The organism is Algoriphagus sp. A40 (genome assembly GCF_002002735.1).
In the GTDB taxonomy this organism is placed as follows: Bacteria; Bacteroidota; Bacteroidia; order Cytophagales; family Cyclobacteriaceae; genus Algoriphagus.
On sequence record NZ_MUNY01000052.1, the window covers coordinates 120,583 to 136,881 of the forward strand.

The following is a 16,299-nucleotide window of genomic DNA, read 5'->3' on the forward strand; positions in this document are numbered from 1 at the left end:
GGCAAAAAAAGACTGTCCCTATATGGAAACAGTCTTTCATAATTATAATTCAAATTAGAAATCCAGCGTCGAAAGATTCATTTGAGCATTGTTCCAATTGGCAACTGTCACAATTAAATCATGATTCGAAGGAAGCTGAATCGAAGAGCTTGTTGTAATCGGGTTGTTGGTTACACGATCCACTGAGAAGGCTTTTACCTGCACATTTTTAAGTGTGGACCTGTTGCCCAATCGAAGGATACTCAGATCAGGACTGACGGTGATGTCAGTTTCCGCAGCAGGACCTCCGCCGATTCCGCTGAAAGAAAGTGATCTGACCTGATTGTCAACCAATCTGGAGAAAGTCATGGTGAACTGTTTTTCAATCTGCGGGGTAAACCGGATCAAGCTCGCATCTGAATTGACAATCAGTGTATCAACCTGCCCAGCTCCTGTATCTACATCTTCGACTCGAATCGTAGTGCCATCAGGCATAATACTGTTGAAAGTGTATTTTCCGGCACCATTTCCAACGATTCTTCTGGTATAGTTTCTATTGACAGGAAGTAGGTAGGCTCCTTTCACCAAATAGCAGGGATGGGAATCCGGTATTTCACTGAAGATTTTGTCATTGAATTTACCCACCCGCAATCCATTTTCATCTGTAATTTCAAGATCTGCAGGACTAAGAAGGAAATCAATAATAAAACTTGTCAAGCCAAAAGGTCCCCCAAACGGCAGATCATGATCGGCGAGTAGATAGTCTCCATTGGTCATAATTCCAAGGGAAACATTGTCCTCGCTGCGGAATTGGGCGGTATCATCTCCGTTGAAATAATCGTAGTGAAGCATGCTACCAATCTGCTTAAATCTCAACCTACAGTTTGGATTATCCGCTCTATTACAATCCCAGCAGTAAAGCTCCACGCCGTCCAAACTTGAGATCGTAGTCGTGCCGAGTGGATTCAATTGTGGGCCTGAATGGCCTGCCGGATAAACAAATCTGTAAGGCATCAAGCAATGCGAAGAGCTAAGTCCATCCATATACCCTGCATCCCAAATCGCCCCCGAAGGAATGAAAAAGAGAAGTGGTGCATTGTGTCGGTCACAGCCTGTCATGAAAGTCCGCTCAATGGCTCTGGCTGTTTTTTCAACTCTTGGAATTCCTTCCCGGCTTTGGTCATGAAAATGAATAAGACTTTCTCGGCTTAGGAGTTTCCCATGGACAGCGGTCAGCATTTGATGAATGCTGGCTTTGGAGGTAGTGATCGCATTGGTTTCCCCTTTCCAAAGTTTATCAGCAACCACACTTGCCAAAGAAGTGCAAAACCCGGTAGCGAGACCGCCATTATCTTGACCTTTCAGAAAATGCTCATAAAAGATATAGAAAGCTCCTGTCAGTATCGGGTGACCAAATACCGGATCCAGCAACTCATGCCAAACCTCTGCTGTCCCAAATGTGTCTTCAAAAGTTCCCCAGGAAGGAATCCCATCGGTAAAATTGTTGAATGGCAGATTATGAACGCCATAGGTAAAGGGAATCTCGAGAATTCTCGGTTTCGTAGCGGTTCTTGAATTGCTCACCATACCATCGGGATTTCTCACCTGAATGGATACGCTTCCTCCGGTGGAACCCGATCCGTTAGTCCCCGGCATTACAAAACTGATCTTCGTCTGGGAAATAAAAGTCCCAGGAGCCGCCATTCCATCCACTATTGCAGAGGCACCGTTGAGAAATGCTTTCCCGGTAATTTCCACAGTTGCTGTGGGAGGAAGAACTGCCGGTAGATTATCCAGCTGGGGCTTTACCCGGATCAGAAGTCTATTGCTTTCGGTATTGTCAAAAGCCCTTCGGACAAAAATGGATTTTTGACCACCCGAAATGTTGTTGGGAATGGTTACGGAGATGCTTTCGTCGGCGTTAATGGTTGGTACAAGCGTGATTCCCCCTTCAATTATTACCCTATCGTTGTTTGCAAATCTGTTCCCTCGGATGGTAATAGAATTTCCGGGAAAAACCTCCACTGGGTTGAGTTCGGTGATAAATGGACGTGTCAGTAAATCATTCCAAGCATCTTCGCTAAACTGAAAAAACTCATTCAGTGCGTCGATACCGCCTCGTGTACCGTCAGAACCTACGGCACCCGGCTGGCCCTGTGCGCCATTGGACCCGTTTCTCGCATCGTGACAAACCTCCCCATTTCCGCTTCTCCCTCCCTGGCCACCGAATCCGCCATTTCCACCGGGCCCACCTTTTCCGGCTCGACCCCCTGCATTTTTTAATTGAAATGCATTGGCAGTGACCGTTTGTGCCAGAGTTCCGTCCAAAACCCCAATTGTGATACTCCCTCCATTTCCACCATTTCCGCCTTTTCCTCCGTTTCCTCCCCTTCCACCATTGCCACCGTCACCGCCGTCGCCTGGGTCAGAAACACAATGCTTCCCAAAAAACCAGGCCCATTTTCCTCCTTCTCCATTAGCACCATTTCCTCCTCTGCCTCCATTTTGGCCTTTTCCACCTATAATTCCATCCTCTCCCGTAAGTTCGATTTTCGGAATGTTAGTCAGGTTTTTCACCCAGATTTCCAACTGAGGGGAATTCAGTCCATTTGCCCCGCCTATTCCCCCGGAACCGGATCTTGCATCGTCCCCGTCAAGTCCATGCCTATTGTTGCCATTAGTCTGGATCCCTGACCACCCTCTACCATCCAAAGCCGGATCATTAAGACGTGCCGGAGTGGAACCGCCGGGTCTTTTCCAGACAATTTCTGCATTGGGGCCACAGATAATCTGCTCAGCGATGATGATCAGCTTTTCCACATTTGCCTCTATGCTCAGTCTGATATTGGTAAGATCAAGCACTCCTGCGATGATGACCGATTGATTTACGGGCAATGTTGTCAGAGACATTACCTGGGCCTGGTCCGACAATGTGGGCCAACTTTGAGGCTTATTGCTCATCATTCGATTTGCAATCTCGGGATCCTTCACCACAAGCTTTTTGGAATCCAGCAGTATCGAAGCACTGATTGGCTGAGAAACACGTGCTGCCGCCACAGTAGGACTTGAAGCAATAACTTCTCTGGGAATCCTGACTCCAGTTCTTAAATCAGGGGTTAGAGTATCCACCCTTGTCCCCAAAGGTCTTGTCAGGAGGATGCTGCCTGTTGGTCTTGGTATCGCCAAAGTTGGGATAGGAGTTACTGAAGTTGCAGTTGTTACAAGAGTTGGAGATGTGCCAGCTGTTGCACCGGTAGCAGCTGTCGTTGCAGTTGCTGTTTGAATTGTGGAAATAATCAGCTGGCTGCTGTTTCTGTTTGGAAGAAATTTTGCCAGTTGGACTTTTTTTTCAGCCCCATTCATAGTGACAAAATCTTTGGCTACCACACCCCAATTCACACCTAGATTGTCAATTTTTCTCGAAGCCACCATCACCTTTCCTCTGGTGATATTGGTTGGAGTTGAGATTTTTAACTGGGATAAGTCATTTAGTTTTTCTACCCCAACCGCATTCATGATGTCTTTGATTGGGAGTAGTCTTGCATGGCTTTCATCCATACTTGGAACGACTCTTACCTTTACTTTGACTCCGACTTTTGACTGAATCGCTTTTTGGAGAGTGATTGCATCTTTAGCCCTTTTTTGGATTTCCTTGCCCAAAATTGAACCGGTTTTGATTTGGATCTCTGAAATTTTCCCTTCGAACTGGAACGCCTTTCCATCCATTCCAGTGGCAGCTTTGAAACCCAAATTTCCAACAGAAACCAATGGGCCAGGAATCATCTTAGAGGCCACTTCTTTGTTATCAATTTCGAGCGTGTTTGTCCCGTTTGAGGAGCGGGAAAATCTCACCTGAACTGCCTTATCCTGAGGCAAGGGATTTGTAGAAGTGATGGTTTGCCATCCGCTGGAGGTATGGACGCTTCCATTTAATTTTCCGAGGTTATCCAGGAAAACCGCGACAGGAGGCGATTGGGATTCCAGGATATTTTGTCTGGTTCCGATTACCTTAACTGGCTGAACGACGGCTTCCAACGTGAAAGAATCCGATTTATCGAGGACTGGAATTTTCCCGATATCAATAAATCCCTTCTTAACCTGAAACTCGTTTTCATTGGAAGTTTGTTGAATACTTCCCAATAGCTTGACTGGATTTCCAGTCTCCGCTCCATCAAACAATTCGTTGTTTTCAGAACGTAAATAGAAAACTGTTTTGGACTTTAACATGGTATTTTGGTTTAAATGGGTAAAAAATCAATTGATACTGAAAACCGAAATCCGGAGAATCTCCTGAAATTGAATGGATTGTATCTTAGAATAAATTCTTAAGCAATAAATTAAAAGAGGATATTTTGTTTTTGACCAAGCACTCAGCCGAAATATGAAAAACCTACCCTACACATTTTTAATAGCCAACTACAGGGAATAAAAAGTCAAAAAACATACTACCTACCGAAAACATCTAGAATATAGATATATTATTTTATGAAATCAAATAAAACCAAAATCAATAATTATCAATTGGAATAATTATATTTTTTAATACTTAAAATATATTTTTTCAAATCCTTTCGGTGGAATCTTCCTATTGGATTGCCCATTTTCGCCCCCTATACCGAAGAAAAGCAGTACTTTTGCGCAAGCTTTTTACAACCTTATGCAAGACCTGTTTAACTCCCTGGGAATCTCCGACAACCTCCTGAATTACGTGCTGATGCCCCTGCTGATCTTTGTTGCCCGGATCGGCGACGTGTCAATCAATACGCTTCGGATCATGTTTATGATGAACGGAAAGAAGAGCATTGTTCCGGTTTTGGGATTTTTTGAGGCGCTGATTTGGCTCCTCGCGATCGGGCAAATTTTTCAGAATGTAGACAATCCCATTTCTTACCTCGCCTATGCCGGCGGATTTGCCACTGGAACTTTTGTAGGGATGACATTAGAAGAAAAACTAGCCATCGGCCGGGTTTTGGTGAGGGTAATTACTCCTGAGCCACATCCAGAATTGCTTGAATTTATGAAAGACAAGAATTACCGATTTACCAATGTCGGCGGCGAAGGCAGATTTGGTAAAGTGAATTTGCTTTTTACAGTCATGAAGCGTGATACGCTTCCGGAGTTTATCTCCAAGGTGAAAGAAGTGGATGAAAAGGCCTTCTACACCATCGAAAGCGTGAAAAGAGTGTCTGAAGACGATCTGAACACGATGGAAGACCGATCCGGCTTTAGAAGCAAATTCTTCAGCAAGGCCCGAAATTAATGGGCAATTCCTGGTTTCAGTTTCAGCAGTTCCGCATCCATCAGGACCGCTGTGCGATGAAAATCAGCACCGATGCTGTGCTTTTAGGTTCTCTGGCAAACGCTGAAAACCCAAATCAGATTCTGGATATTGGAACCGGCACAGGAGTGATTGCATTGATGCTGGCGCAAAGATTTCCGGAATCGAAGGTGACGGCTGTTGAAATTGATCCTGATGCTGCGGAACAAGCTAAGGAGAATTTTCAGGAAAGTAAGTTTTCCCAAAGGCTCGAGATCTTCCATGGTAGAATTCAGGATTTACCTGAAAAGGAAAAATTTGACCTGATTGTCAGTAATCCGCCCTTTTTCCCCGAACATCTCAAATCCAAGGACTCCAAGCGGAATAAAGCGCTTCATACTGATGAATTATCTTTTGAAGAACTGATCAACAAGACGATTCAGTTACTGTCCTCAACAGGCGTTTTTTGGGTTATCCTTCCTCCAAGGCAGATGCAGGATCTGGAATTGTTAGCTCAAAAATCCGGGCTGTATCTTTTTCAAAAAGTCAGGGTAAAAGATCAAGAAGATAAGCCTGTCCACCGGGAGATCGGTGGATTCGAATTTCAGGTGAGGGATAAAAAAGAGGAAATTCTTATCCTAAAAGATCAAAAATTAGCCTACTCCAGTTCCTATTCAAGCTTACTTTCGGGTTTTTTGTTGGGTTATTGAAAAAATCGGTTTTTTCGAATTTGACATTTGTGAAAAAAAGCCTCCCCATTTTTAAGATAAGTTGACTTAAGTCTCCTTTTTTATATTTTTGGTTTCAACAACTCCCCTTCATGCGTAAATTTTACTTTCTGGGTATTTTTTTAATGGTATTGTTAGCTAGTTCCTGTACCCGGGAGGATGAATCCACTACAGTAGTGGAGACGGAGGAGGTAATCTATGTAAGTGGAGAGAAAATCCGGGTTTTGGGCAGATTGATTACCAATCAACCAATCACGGCTTTGGATCACGGTTTTCAATTGTCGACAAGCGAAAGTTTTTCCAATCCTATATTGATCTCTTTGGGTGAAAAAAATGGACCGGGACGATTTATCGGAGAAACCTCAGGCCTGCAAATAAACCAGAAATACTTTGTAAGAGCTTTTATTAATGCTGACGGTGCCGACTTTTTTGGAGAGGCACTGGAGGTGAAAACCCTCCTGCCTGCCATTGAGTCTTTCAGCCCGTCTTTTTCATTTCCGGGAGAAGAAATGATGATCGTGGGGCGAAATTTCACCCCTGATACTCGTGTATTTTTCGGAGAGCAGGAGGCAACTGTCTTAGAAATTGCTTTCGACTCTAGGCTGAAAGTTCGGATCCCGGAACCGGCTGGTAAGGCTAAAGTTCCTCTGATCGTCCAGTCTCAGGACGAAAAGTTGGAAGCCAGCCAACCGTTTGAATATCGAACTGGAAAATATACGTTGGTAGGTCTTTTCCCAGGAAACGAGCGGATCTACGACAATGTCTTTTTTCAACATCAAAATGGCTTATTTGCTGGCCTCGGCACGGACAAATTTGGCTCTTACCTCGGGAGCCTTCAGCGCTTTGATCTGCAATCCACAACCTGGAGCAAGGTAGATTTTCCCGGGGAAACAAGAAGAGGTGCTTTTGCCACCGCAGGCTATATCGGAGGTGGAGCGAGAGTTGATAGGGATAATTATTATTACAAAAGAGACTTATGGAAGATCAGCGGAGAGCACTTCGAGCGCCTTCCTGATTTGCCGGTCGACAGCTATCATTCTCCCGCATTTGAGCTAAACGGACAGTTGCATGTCGTCGGCGGAACTGGCTCTGGACTGCGGACTCTATTGAGGTATAACCCTGCAACAAAAATCTGGAGTAGCCTGTCATCAGCCCCCTTTGATCTTGCTTCCACGCAGGTTTCGTTTGTCTACCAAAACAAAGCCTATCTCCTAGCCACTGACAACAGGATCTGGGAATATGAACCCACCGCTGATTCCTGGAAGATCTTCACCAAATTCCCGGTTTCAAGCGAAGGCGGACTAGGCATAGCACAGGTTATAGGAGACAGGGTCTACATTGGATTCTTCTTTCGTTCGATGCAACTGATGGAATTGGATCTGCAAACATTGATCTGGAAATCAAAGACCCCAATTCCCGGAAATCCGGAAAGTTTGAATGCTGGACATTTCACCTACAACGATCAGCTTTACCTCCTTCGCTGCCCTGACAGAACTATTCCCGGAGCTCTTCCAATGGAACTTTACCGATTTGACCCTAATGGAATTTAATCCCTAGCTGATGAAAAAAATTCTACTCCTTTTTATCTTTTTGTTAGGACATGGAGCCTGGGCTCAAACCACCACTCCCTCTAAAAGGGAAGTGATTGGCAGAGACATCGGTCAGCTCAAAGGGATAAAAATCTCCGGACGGATCATTGACGAAATTACCGGAGAAGCACTTGTGGGGGCCACAGTAAGTGTACCGGAACTGGATCTCACCAGAATCACTGATAACAACGGGGCCTTTGAACTATCCCTTGACCGGTCAGAATACAACCTTCAATTTCGGTATGTGGGTTATGAAACAATCGACTATCCCATCACTGCAGTAGGTGACGGAAGAATGTCCATCCGGATGATTCAGGAAGATTTCCAGTTGGACGATGTGGTGATTTTTGGCAGGGATCCGGAAAAAAATATCCGATCCACCGACATGGGTGCCATCACACTCAGCATGAATACCATGCGGGAATTGCCTCCCTTTATGGGCGAAATCGACATTGTGAGATCTCTGGCAACCTTGCCAGGAGTGAGCCAAGTCGGCGAAGCATCCTCAGGACTAAACGTCCGTGGTGGTGGAGTAGACCAAAACCTGATCCAGTTTGGCGGAGCTCCGATCTATAACCCTTCGCATATGTTTGGCTTGTTCACGGCTTTCAATGCCGATGTGGTCAATGATGTGACACTTTACAAAGCGGTCGTTCCTGCCAAATATGGAGGAAGGAGCTCAGCAATCCTCGACATTTTACCCAAAACCGGAGGCGTAAGCAAATGGGGAGGCGACCTGATGGTCAGTAACTATTCTGGAAAACTTTCCCTGAACGGACCACTCATCAAGGACAAAGTTTCGATTTTGGGAGGATTCAGGATTTCCTATATCAATTGGTTCCTCCAGACACTCAGCAATCCAACTGTCAAAAATTCCAATGCCAATTTTTACGACGGAAATCTGATCATCAGTGCACCGCTCTCTGATAAAAACGAGTTTACCTACAGCTACTATACCAGCTACGATGATTTTGCTTTTGCATCTGATACCACTATTTCATGGAAAAATACCGCCCATTCGCTTCAATGGAAAAGTAAGCTCAGTTCCAAACTGAGTCTTGAAGCTTTGGGATACTATTCACTCTATGATTATGGCATTTTCAACCTAAGCGGAATCAATGACTTTGAAATCAAATCTGATATTGCGGATTTGGGAGGGAAAGTATTCCTGGGCTACCAGTTGAGCAGCACAGGTAAAGTTGTTTTTGGAGGAGAATTTAAGCAGGTAAATATCCAACCGGGGGAGCTCATTCCCTCGGGGACAGAGGATATTTTACCCAAAAAAGTCCAGGATGAAGCCGGAAGAGAAGCTGCCGTTCACTTTCAGCATGAGTTTGAAGTTGGAGAAAAATTCGGCTTTTCTTATGGTTTGAGGTATGACACCTACCAATACCTGGGCCCTAGGGTGGTTAGGCAATACGAAGAAAACGAACCGGTCTCTGACGGAAGTGCAATCGGCGAAACCAACTATGAAGACGGTGAGGTAATCCAGACCTACGGCGGACTCGGGCCGAGAGCTTCGATTCGTTATTCCCTGAGCAAAGCAAGCTCCATCAAACTTGGGTACAACAAAATGTACCAGTTTATCCACCTGATATCCAACACCGCTACCATCGCTCCCTCTGATGTATGGAAGCTGAGCGATACCTTTATCGAACCTCAAATCGCGGATCAATATTCCCTGGGTTTTTACAACAACTTCAAAGGCAACATCTTCGAGACCTCTATCGAGGTGTATTACAAAGACCTCCAAAATGTAGTGGAATACAAGGACGGCGCAACTTTGATCATGCAAAACCACATCGAGACAGAGCTGATACCAGCTGAAGGACAAGCTTATGGTGTGGAACTGTATGTCAAAAAGAATTTGGGAAGACTAACGGGATGGGTTTCTTATACCTACTCCAGGTCGCTCCGAAGAGTGATCACTGCCTATGAGGAAGAAAACATCAACGACGGAGAGTGGTATGCGTCCAACTTTGACAAGCCTCATGACCTGACCTTGATTGGAAATTACAAAGTGAGCACCAACACCTCTATTTCGGCCACTTTCGCTTACAGCACCGGACGACCAGTAACTTTCCCGGAAGCCAAATTCGAATACTCAGGAAATAATCTCGCCTACTTTGACTCCAGAAATCAACAAAGATTACCTGATTTCCACCGATTGGACTTTGCCGTTAATTTCAAATTCAAGGGTGAGGGAAGGTTTTTTGACGGCAACTGGACCTTTTCACTGCTGAATGTGTACGGCCGAAAAAATCCTTTCTCCATTTATTTTGACGATGCAGCAGGAGCCCCGCCACAGGCATTGCGATTGGCAATTTTAGGAGTGCCACTTCCAAGTTTGAGCTATGCCATTAAATTTTAAACCGATGCTGAGACGACTGATCCATATTCTGCTTCTGATCCCTATCGCCTGCATCGATCCTTATGAAGTCGAAGTGCCGGAAGGGAAAGAGCTGCTCTCGGTGGATGGCCTTATCCACACAGGACAGGGGCCTCATGCGATTACCATCTCACGTAGCACCACCTATGGAAGTCAATTTGAAGGATTGATCCGACCCGTCTCAGGAGCAACAGTGGTCGTGAGGGACAATGAAGGCATGGTGACTTTTTTGGAAGAGGGCCAGGAGGCTAGAGGAAGCTACTTTACTCCGACTGGCTTCAGGGCACAAGTTGGCAAATCTTATACGCTGCAGATCCAAACAACAGAAGGGAGGGTTTACACTTCGCTGCCAGAGAGAGTAAATGCCGTTCCTGAAATCGAGGCAATTACCATGAAAACAGTCACTGTCCCTGTCGAAGGTGAGACCAACCCACGGTCAGGTATCCAATTAATCAGTGAAATCAATGATCCCGCAGATCAAAACAACTTCTACTTTTGGAGAAGTGGTCGGGCAACCTATTTGCAGGAAACCTACCCTGAATTATATATCATCCGCCCCGCAAAAATCCCGGCTCCAAAGGCATGCTGTAACTTTTGCTATATCACCGAACCCGGATCGAACCAGAGTTTATTTATCGCCCAGGATGACAGTTTCAACGGCTTGAGTACCCGAATTCCCGCAGCATTTATAAAGGATGATGGCAGACGATTTATCTTTAAATATCGGATGGAACTCAGGCAATATTCAATTTCCCAAGAGGCCTATCGATTCCTAAGATTGATCAAACAGCAGGCAGAGATTAGCGGTTCGATCTTTGACCCTCCTCCCGCCACTATCCGAGGCAATATAATCAGCCTTGACAATCCCGACGAGGAGGTTCTGGGCTATTTTATAGCCGCCGGGGAGACCACCAAGGAGATATACATTGACAGAGCCGAGCTTTCCTTTCGGCAAAACAAAGTGACCATTCCAGATGATTGCCTGACCTTACCAGGGGCTAGTCTGATTCCTCCTGTAGATTGGAAACCTTGATCTGGCCGATCGCCCTTCGGGCGAAGTCTTTCAGTTACTCTGCATTGAAAGTCTCCTCAAACCGAATCCCGAACTTTTCGAGCTCCTCCAAAATCGGTTCGTAAATCTCCGGCAAAACCGGAAGGTGAAGTCCTCTCATTTGGATTTTCGCATCCAAAAACAGATCTACCGCAATCGCCAAAGGAAGACCGACGGTTTTGGCCATAGCTGTATACACCGAATCTTCACCAAAGCTGACCAAACTTGAGCTTACATTCTTTACACCATCTTTGGTTTTGATTTCAAAAAGATGCTTCATCACGATCATGTCCCTATCCTCAGGCTGGAGCTCCCAGTCAATTTCCAGGATAGATTGAAGAATCTGGGCAGGCGTTCCTTTGGTTTTTGGCAAAAGCCGTTTTTCAAAAAATCCCAGCCATTGGAGCTTTTCGAAGGTTGGAAAATCCAGATCTGGGATGGCCTCTGCCAGCTTTTCCTCCACAGTCAAAAGCTCTTGGGATGGGAGAAAAGCATTCAAAAACTGCTTCAGGGTAGTTTCTTGTGGCAATTCCATCTGAAAAGAATCATCAGTCATTCCCAATTGCACAAAAACATCCCAGGCTTTGCAAAATCCTGCCCGACGTAAAGTACCTCTGAGCATCGTTGGGATATTCTCCAATCCATAAACCTGACGATAGCTCAATGAATCCCGGTTGGGATATCCGTCAAAATCACCCAATCCTTGAAAACTGATCCTCTCCAGTCGCTTGAAAAGCTGGTGGTAAGGCACATATTTCAAATCACCTTTTTCGATGTAGCGGGAAGTCCCCTGCCCGGCCAAAATCACATTTCGGGGATTCCAGGTGAATTTGTATGCCCAGGGATTATCTTCGCTCTCCGGAGCTAAAAGCCCTCCACAATACGATTTGAATGATAGAATCTCCTCCCCTTTGGCTTTTGCTTCATGGATTATTTTCATGGCCGACATGTGGTCAATTCCCGGATCCAAACCGCATTCATTGAGGAAAAAAAGGCCTTTTTCTTCAATTTCAGGCTTCATTTCCCGAAATGTATCTGATTCATAAGATGCGGAAAAGAAGTGTTTGCACAGCTCCAGACAATCGGCAGCGATCACAGGATGCATCGATGCCGGAAGTATGGAAATGACCACATCTGCACTTTTTATTAGATTTCTTCTTTTGATTCCATCCTCCGAATCCAGCTGTTCAGCCTTTGTTCCCGGTCGGTTTTTGAGTTTGGCTTTGGCTCCATTTAAGTCAAGGTCTGCAAGGATCAAGGTCCTGCCTTTCTTTTCACAATTTTCCGCCAAATAATCAATCAAAAAAGCAGAAGATTTGCCCGCACCAAGGATCAAAATTGTATTCATCATTCAGGATTTACCCGACTAAATTGGGAATAATTTTGGCTGAAAAAGCCAGTCTGGCAGTATTTAAAGAACAATTCATTACTTTGATCGTTAGGTTTTGCCCAAACCGATTTTAAACGTGAAAAAAATAAATCTGAATTCAGAACTAGAGGAATTAAGTCCTGAGGAATTGGACTACATCGAGCAGGCGCTACTTTCCAGAGCACAGACGATCGCAAAAATCGCCTATGCTCCCTATTCAGGTTTCCTGGTCGGGGCGGCAGTTTTGTTGGAAAACGGTGAAGTCCTCCAATCCTCCAATCAGGAAAATGTCAGCTACCCAGTTGGTACCTGCGCAGAAAGACTTGTCTTGGGCTATGCCGGAGCCAATTATCCAACTTCAGCCCCGGTGATGATGGCCATCGTAGCACAGCGGGCTGGTGAAGAAGGCTGGGCTGAAGTCTCGCCCTGCGGCATGTGCCGGCAAGCAATCAACGAATCCGAAAACAGATTTGGAAAACCTATTACGCTGCTCATCCTCCGAGCCAATGGAAATGTCCTTCGAATCAAAGGAATTTCGGAACTTTTGCCGTTGAAGTTTGACAAGTTGACCAACTAAGCAGTGAAGCATTCCATCCGGTTTGAGTACGAATCCCATTATTTCCTATCCCATGAAGCCACTTTCGAGGAAAAGGAAATCTGGCTGGTCATGCACGGATACGGGCAACTGGCGGAGTTTTTTGTCCGAAAATTCAAGTCTTTTTTCTCCCCGGAGGTACTCTTTATCGCTCCTGAAGGCACTAATTACAATTACCTTGAGGGATTTCAGGGTAGAGTCGGGGCCAATTGGATGACCAAACACGAGAGGGAAACGGCCATTGCCAACAATCACAGACTTTTGGACAAACTGGTCGGGACCTATCTGGAAAAATACCCTGTAAAACCAAAAATCCATGTTTTGGGATTTTCTCAAGGAGCGGCAACTGCCACACGCTGGGCCAGCCAATGGGACAGGAAAATAGACAGTTTGGTCCTTTGGGCTGGTGGATTTGCTTTAGACCTGGATTTGGAGCAAGCAAGGGGTAAATTCGCTGACACTGAGCTGATTTTAGCATTGGGAGATCGGGATGAAATGATCACTTCGGAACACATCCAAAAGCAAGAAGAGTTGATTTCCTGCCTTCGAAAGGATGTGCTGCGGTACACTTATCCCGGTGGACATGATTTGGATCCCGAACTTTTGGAAAAAATCATAAATCAGAACTATTGAGGCTATTTTTTGGCCTTGAGATTGCTAACATTCAAACAAATTGTTGAAATTTCAACTCTCATAATTTTTGAAAATTCTTGAACACCATCCATGCTTTCGCTTACTGAAAAAGAGGTAGACCATATTGCTACCCAGTTACTTAAAGGAATGATCTGCTTCTACCGAATCGACAAGAAGAAGATCCACCAAATGCCAGATGATGAGGACTACTTCAACTACGACCTAACTCAGGAAGAAGAGGACATTCTGGACGAAATCGATGAAGATCCGGACAATTTTGCCGAGTTCACCAAAATGGAAGCACCTCAGGAGCATCAGATGATGCAGGACTTCATCGATCGACATGTAAAAGAAAAAAATCTAGCCGAGGATCTGGTCAACGCGCTGAGCAAACCAAAGGCTGCTACCGGTTTTAAGTTTCTGATCGATGGCTCAAAGTATAAAAACGACTGGGTCGAATATCGCAAAGGAAAATACATGGATTGGGTGAAGGAGCAGGTTGACTCTTTCAACTACGCCGAAGATTAATCACTGGCCGCTTGGGACATACTCAGGCGGCTTTTCCTTTCCTACCTTTTGCCTAGTTTTCAATATGGCAACTTTTTCCATCAGAAACTCACTGCTTCCCGGTGACCTTGGCCAAGTGGCATCCCTTCACGGGAAAATCTACTTTGAGGAACATGGGTTTGGTCTCGGCTTCGAAACCTATGTCATGGAAAGCCTACTGGAATTTTACAGGCAATATGATCTTGAACTGGACAAAGTCTGGGTGATAGAAGCCCAGGGGAAAATGGTGGGCTTTCTACTCCTGATGCACCGACCCGATAATCAGGCGCTATTGAGGTATTTTATCCTGGAAAAGGAATTTCGCGGAAGCGGACTGGGAAGAATGTTGATGAAAGAGTGGATGGATTTTTACCGGGAAAAAGGGTATTCCGGCGCTTATCTTTATACCACCTCCCGCCTTGATCCTGCTGTCCATTTTTATGAAAGTTTTGGTTTTCGTAAAGTATCTGAAAAACACTCTGAAGAATTTGGTGTGCCGCTGAAAGAAATCCTGTTCCGCTTACCTTGATCTAAATTTCCATTTCCCATGAAAAAATCGGCTCTGATTTTATTTTTTGCGCTTTGCTCCCATTTCACTTTTGGTCAAAACTGGGACTGGGGCGGGCCGGTCGATCCACTTCAGCGGAAATTCAAAGTCCGGCATTACAGGTTGGAATTGGAGCTTTTGCCCGAAAGTCAGTCCATTCAGGGATCAAATACGGTTACATTTTCAGCTGACGAAAAACTCGATACCCTTCGCCTCAATCTGATCGATGAATATCAGGTCGGGAAGGTTCTGATGGATGGAAAAGAAGTAAAATTCACCCACCAAAACGATATCCTGGACATTATTCCGATCGATTGCACCTGTGATCAAGTGCAGGTGTTTTATGGAGGAAAAACCCCGATTGCCGAGAATCCCCCCTGGCAGGGAGGATTTACCTGGGAAAAAGATCAGCTAGGCAATCATTGGATGGGATTGTCCTCCCAGGGTGAAGGTTCACAGATTTTTATGCCGGCTTTGGATCATCCTTCCAGCGAACCCAGCGAAGGTACTGATGTTATTATCACGGCTCCAAGTCCCTACTTTGTCGCTTCCAATGGAAGACTGATCGGGACTGAAGCAAAAGGAGACAAAATCACTTACCATTGGACCTCGACTTACCCAATCAATGTGTACAACATCAACTTTACGATGGGGATTTTTCAGGAAGAAAAGCTGGATTTCAAGTCTGTCTCCGGAAAAACCGTCCCAATGCATGTTTGGGTTTTGCAGGAAAACCGGGCAAAAGCCAAAGAGCTGCTGGATATCTTGAAAGAAAGCGCTGAAACCCAGGAAAAGTATTTTGGAGCATTTCCTTTCCCAGAAGATAAAATTGCCGTGGTGGAGACTCCCTATCTCGGCATGGAACATCAGACGATCAATGCCTATGGCAACAATTTCCAATTTGTCCCTATGGGAAAAACTCAATACGACTGGCTGCTTCATCACGAACTGGGACATGAATGGTTCGGGAATAAGGTGTCAGTTGCCGACTTCGCGGACATGTGGATTCACGAAGGATTGACGGCCTATGGAGATTGGTTGTTCTATTGGGAGCATGGAGGTCCGGATGCCTATTTTGCCAAGGCAAAAGCAGAAGCCAAAAATTTACCTCATGCCCTGCCTGTGGTCAGTCCACCAAATTCGACGGAAGAAGAAGCCTATCATGGGGAAATTTATTCCAAAGGAGCGATGGTCATACATTCGCTTCGGGGAGTTTTGGGAGATGAAATCTTTTTTCCAATGATCAAAGCCTTCGCTTCGGATGAGCGATTCACTTACCAAAATCAGGTAAGTACCAAAGATTTCACGGATTTTGTCCAAACCTATTCAGGAAAAGACCTTCAGGGTTTCTTTGATTTATACCTGTACACTACCGATTTGCCCGAATTAAAGGTTAGCAAAAAAGGAAAGTCGGGATATGCTATTTCTCTCCAAGGAATTGATTTTGAAATACCGGTTGAAGTGCAGACCTCAGAGGGGCTTAAGAAAATTATGCTAGGTGCTAAAGCAGTATCGGTGCAAAGTTCCACTCTCCCTTTGGTGGATCCGAATGGGTGGTTGATGCTAGTAAGATGAATGGAGAAAAAGACCTTCCAGGTTTCAAAAACCTGGAAGGT

At 45.1% G+C, this 16,299-nt stretch carries 12 protein-coding genes; 10 read left to right on the forward strand and 2 right to left on the reverse strand.

From position 1 onward, the window contains the following. Window positions 1–54: 54 nt before the first annotated feature. Complete coding sequence (locus B0E43_RS31050) at window positions 55–4,206, reverse strand: hypothetical protein (RefSeq protein ID WP_077350011.1); 4,152 nt, start codon at window positions 4,204–4,206, stop codon at window positions 55–57. A 430-nt stretch (window positions 4,207–4,636) separates the two neighbouring features. Here B0E43_RS31050 and B0E43_RS31055 point away from each other — a divergent pair, with 430 nt between their 5' ends. The 5 genes from B0E43_RS31055 to B0E43_RS31075 all read left to right on the forward strand — a co-directional run bounded on the left by B0E43_RS31055 (window position 4,637) and on the right by B0E43_RS31075 (window position 10,975). After that, window positions 4,637–5,239: a DUF2179 domain-containing protein gene (locus tag B0E43_RS31055; protein WP_077350013.1), complete on the forward strand. Its 603-nt coding sequence runs from the start codon at window positions 4,637–4,639 to the stop codon at window positions 5,237–5,239. After that, window positions 5,239–5,946 (forward strand): tRNA1(Val) (adenine(37)-N6)-methyltransferase, encoded by a 708-nt coding sequence (locus tag B0E43_RS31060; protein ID WP_077350015.1) that lies wholly within the window; start codon window positions 5,239–5,241, stop codon window positions 5,944–5,946. The genes B0E43_RS31055 and B0E43_RS31060 overlap by 1 nt, the downstream gene beginning before the upstream one ends. A gap of 110 nt (window positions 5,947–6,056) precedes the next feature. Next, a complete protein-coding gene (locus B0E43_RS31065) occupies window positions 6,057–7,514 on the forward strand; it encodes an IPT/TIG domain-containing protein (RefSeq protein WP_077350017.1) in 1,458 nt (485 codons plus the stop codon). 10 nt (window positions 7,515–7,524) lie between these two features. Next, the gene (locus B0E43_RS31070; RefSeq protein WP_077350019.1) at window positions 7,525–9,924 is read left to right on the forward strand and encodes a TonB-dependent receptor; all 2,400 of its coding nucleotides are present in this window, start codon (window positions 7,525–7,527) and stop codon (window positions 9,922–9,924) included. A 4-nt stretch (window positions 9,925–9,928) separates the two neighbouring features. Further along, a complete protein-coding gene (locus B0E43_RS31075) occupies window positions 9,929–10,975 on the forward strand; it encodes a DUF4249 domain-containing protein (protein ID WP_077350085.1) in 1,047 nt (348 codons plus the stop codon). A 34-nt stretch (window positions 10,976–11,009) separates the two neighbouring features. Here B0E43_RS31075 and B0E43_RS31080 read toward each other — a convergent pair whose 3' ends face one another. Then, window positions 11,010–12,344, reverse strand: coding sequence for a saccharopine dehydrogenase C-terminal domain-containing protein (locus B0E43_RS31080; protein WP_371454686.1), 1,335 nt, complete (start codon window positions 12,342–12,344; stop codon window positions 11,010–11,012). Between the two features lie 115 nt (window positions 12,345–12,459). On the opposite strand from B0E43_RS31080, the gene B0E43_RS31085 reads away from it, so the two are divergent. The 5 genes from B0E43_RS31085 (at window position 12,460) to B0E43_RS31105 (ending at window position 16,258) form a co-directional block, all read left to right on the forward strand. After that, window positions 12,460–12,939: a cytidine deaminase gene (locus B0E43_RS31085; protein ID WP_077350023.1), complete on the forward strand. Its 480-nt coding sequence runs from the start codon at window positions 12,460–12,462 to the stop codon at window positions 12,937–12,939. Window positions 12,940–12,942: 3 nt separating this feature from the next. Further along, window positions 12,943–13,590, forward strand: a complete 648-nt coding sequence (locus B0E43_RS31090) for an alpha/beta hydrolase (RefSeq protein WP_077350025.1) — start codon at window positions 12,943–12,945, stop codon at window positions 13,588–13,590. A 90-nt stretch (window positions 13,591–13,680) separates the two neighbouring features. Continuing rightward, a complete protein-coding gene (locus B0E43_RS31095) occupies window positions 13,681–14,118 on the forward strand; it encodes a UPF0158 family protein (protein WP_077350027.1) in 438 nt (145 codons plus the stop codon). Window positions 14,119–14,182: 64 nt separating this feature from the next. Continuing rightward, window positions 14,183–14,665 carry a GNAT family N-acetyltransferase gene (locus tag B0E43_RS31100; protein WP_077350029.1) on the forward strand — a complete coding sequence of 161 codons (483 nt, stop codon included), beginning with the start codon at window positions 14,183–14,185 and terminating at the stop codon, window positions 14,663–14,665. 18 nt (window positions 14,666–14,683) lie between these two features. Beyond that, complete coding sequence (locus B0E43_RS31105) at window positions 14,684–16,258, forward strand: M1 family metallopeptidase (RefSeq protein WP_077350031.1); 1,575 nt, start codon at window positions 14,684–14,686, stop codon at window positions 16,256–16,258. Window positions 16,259–16,299: the final 41 nt, after the last annotated feature.